This is a genomic window from Mesorhizobium sp. M7A.F.Ca.AU.002.02.1.1, from assembly GCF_003998535.1.
GTDB classification, from domain to species: domain Bacteria; phylum Pseudomonadota; class Alphaproteobacteria; order Rhizobiales; family Rhizobiaceae; genus Mesorhizobium; species Mesorhizobium ciceri.
On sequence record NZ_RZPB01000727.1, the window covers coordinates 1 to 3,016 of the forward strand.

Sequence of the window (3,016 nt, forward strand, 5' to 3'; positions counted from 1 at the left end):
ATTCTAGTTCGCGGTGGGCGTAGGCGGAGCCATCACCGCAGTTCAGGAGGTTAAAGGTCGGTGGAACAGAGGGGGGCGCTGGCCCGCCGGCGTCGAAAGGCCTGCCCTGTGGCGACACTCTGCCCCACCGCAACCACCCTATCCGCCTCACCACCTCACCATCGACAGCTTTTTTCTAACAAGCCCGCCTTGGTTGGAAGGATTTAACTCTACAAGAACCATAGAATTAGCTGACTATTATGAAGCATTCCGGTTTTTCTCTTTTCAGGAGCCCTTCATGTCCACCATTTCGCGACGCATTCTTCTGCTCTCGTCGGCGGCACTTGCCGGTGCGGCCTTCCTCGGCCCGGCCCTTGCCAACGACCTCAAGATCACCATCGGCTACCAGACGGTGGTCGAACCCTCGAAAGTGCCGCAGGCCGACGGCGCCTATGAAAAGGCGACGAAGGCCACCATTGATTGGCGCAAATTCGATTCCGGCGCCGATGTCATCGCCGCGGTCGCTTCCGGTTCGGTCGATATCGGCTATGTCGGCTCGAGTCCGCTGGCGGCGGCGGCGAGCCGCGAGTTGCCGATCCAGACCATCTTCATCGTCGGCCTGATCGGCGAATCCGAGGCGCTGGTGGCACGCAACGGCGCCGGCATCGAGAAAATCGCCGATCTCGCCGGCAAGAAGGTCGCCGTGCCGTTCGTCTCGACGACGCATTACAGCCTGCTCGCAGCACTGAAGCATGAGGGCGTCGATCCGAAGTCGGTCGAGATCCTCAATCTCCGGCCTCCGGAAATCGCCGCCGCCTTCTCGCGCGGCGACATCGACGCCGCTTATGTCTGGGATCCGGCGCTCGGCCAGATCAAGACGACGGGCAAGGTGGTGGTGGATTCCTCGCAGGTCGCCGCCTGGGGCGCGCCGACCTTCGACGCCTGGATCGTGCGCACCGACTTCGCCGAAAAGAACCCGGAAGCGGTGCGCGACTTCGTCAAGGTGACGGGCGCGGCATATGCCGAGTTCCTCGCCAAGCCCGAAGCCTGGTCGGTATCGTCGCCGCAGGCGGCCGCGATCGCCAAACTCACCGGCGCCAAGCTGGAAGAAGTGCCGCAGCTGCTCAAGGGCTATGTCTTCCCGACGCTGGAAGAGCAGGCCTCCGACAAATTCCTCGGCGGCGGCACGGTCAAGGCGGTCGAAGCGACATCCACCTTCCTCAAGGAGCAAGGCAAGATCGACGCCGTGCTTCCCGACTATTCGAAATACGTATCGTCGAAATACGTCACCGAGGCGCTCGCCTCGAACTAGTACTCGCTTAACGCAATTCCGGACGGAAAACCGCTTCACGCTTTTCCTGGAATTGCTCTGAACGCGCGCGGATCTTTTTCCCTAACGCCGCGTGCTGACTGCCCCGGAACCGCTGACGAGGGCCGGGGCAGTCGGATTTCAACGAACCGCGAGGCATCCATGCCGCATCTCGTGCTCGACCCGCATCTCGTACTGGACAAGGTCTCGATCCACTATGACGGCCAGGCAGCGCCTGCGGTCGAGCGGGTGTCGATCGATGTCGCCAAGGGCGATTTCGTCGTGCTGGTCGGCCGTTCCGGCTGCGGCAAGACCTCGCTGCTCAACGTCGCCGCCGGCCTTGTCGCGCCGGCGCGCGGTACGGCTTCAATCAACGGCAAGCCGATCACAGCACCTGGCTCGGACCGGGCGGTGGTGTTCCAGAACGATGCTTTGTTCCCATGGCTGACGGCGCGCGAAAACGTTGCCTTCGCGCTCAGGCTGCGCGGTGTCGCTCCGGCCGAGCGGGCGCGGCGCGCCGATGAGCTGCTGGCGCTGGTGAAGCTCGCCGACGCCGGCGACAAGTGCATCTGGGAGCTTTCCGGCGGTATGCGCCAGCGTGTCGGCCTGGCCCGGGCGCTCGCCGCCGAACCCGAATTCCTGCTGCTCGACGAACCGCTCGGCGCGCTCGATGCGCTGACGCGCGAGCGCATGCAGACGACGCTGCTCGATCTGTGGACGGCAAGCGATGTCGGCGTGCTGATGGTGACGCATGGCATCGAGGAGGCGCTGGTGCTGGCCACCCGCATCGTCGTGCTGGCGCCTGGCCCGGGCCGCGTGGTGCAAACTTTCGAACCGGGCTTCTCCAGGCGCTACGCATCGGGCGAGGCCATCCGCACCATCAAGGCCGACCCGGCCTTCGCCGCGGCGCGCGGCGAACTAACCGACGCGATCTTCGAAGGAGAGGCGGCATGACCGTTACCTCCTACACCGAGCGGCCGGGACACAAGGTCGACGAGGCCGACGGCCTGTCGGTGCCGTGGTCGCGGTCCAGCCCGAAACGCAAAGGCGTTTCCGCGCGCGCGGTCAGCGTGGTGACCATCCTGGTGGTGCTGGCGCTGTGGGCGCTGTCGGCCCGCCTGCAACTGGTGTCGCCAGTGTTCCTGCCCTCGCCGGTTGCGGTGTGGAACAAGTTCATCACCGTCGCCCGCGACGGCTTCGTCGATGCGACGCTGCTGCAGCATGCCGTCGCCAGCCTGGGCCGGGTTTTCGCCGCGCTGGTCGCCGCCATCCTCGTCGGCGTGCCGGTTGGGCTCGCCATCGGCATCAGCACGATCGGGCGCGGCATCTTCGATCCGCTGCTGGAGTTCCTGCGGCCGATCCCGCCGCTCGCCTACCTGCCGCTGGTCATCATCTGGTTCGGCATCGGCGAACCGTCGAAGATCCTGGTGATCACTATTTCCATGCTGGCGCCGGTGGCATTGTCGACCGCGTCCGGCGTTCGCGGCGTTTCGCAGGAACGCATCAATGCGGCGCGCTCACTGGGCGCTACTCAGCGCCAAGTGGTCCGCCATGTCATCCTGCCCAGCGCGCTGCCGTCGATCCTGACCGGCCTGCGCATCGCGCTCGGCGCCGGCTGGTCGACGCTGGTCGCCGCCGAACTGGTGGCGGCGACGCGCGGGCTTGGTTTCATGATCTAATCGGCCGCCCAGTTCCTCGTCACCGACGTGGTGGTGATGGGCATATTGG

At 65.3% G+C, this 3,016-nt stretch carries 3 protein-coding genes; all 3 read left to right on the forward strand.

Annotation, left to right across the window (positions count from 1 at the left end; genetic code table 11):
- Positions 1-277 precede the first annotated feature (277 nt).
- A complete protein-coding gene (gene tauA / locus EN879_RS30205) occupies positions 278-1,291 on the forward strand; it encodes a taurine ABC transporter substrate-binding protein (RefSeq protein WP_024502228.1) in 1,014 nt (337 codons plus the stop codon).
- A 159-nt stretch (positions 1,292-1,450) separates the two neighbouring features.
- Positions 1,451-2,242, forward strand: a complete 792-nt coding sequence (locus EN879_RS30210) for a taurine ABC transporter ATP-binding protein (protein WP_013528707.1) — start codon at positions 1,451-1,453, stop codon at positions 2,240-2,242.
- Positions 2,239-2,967, forward strand: coding sequence for an ABC transporter permease subunit (locus EN879_RS30215; RefSeq protein WP_245493885.1), 729 nt, complete (start codon positions 2,239-2,241; stop codon positions 2,965-2,967). The genes EN879_RS30210 and EN879_RS30215 overlap by 4 nt, the downstream gene beginning before the upstream one ends.
- Positions 2,968-3,016: the final 49 nt, after the last annotated feature.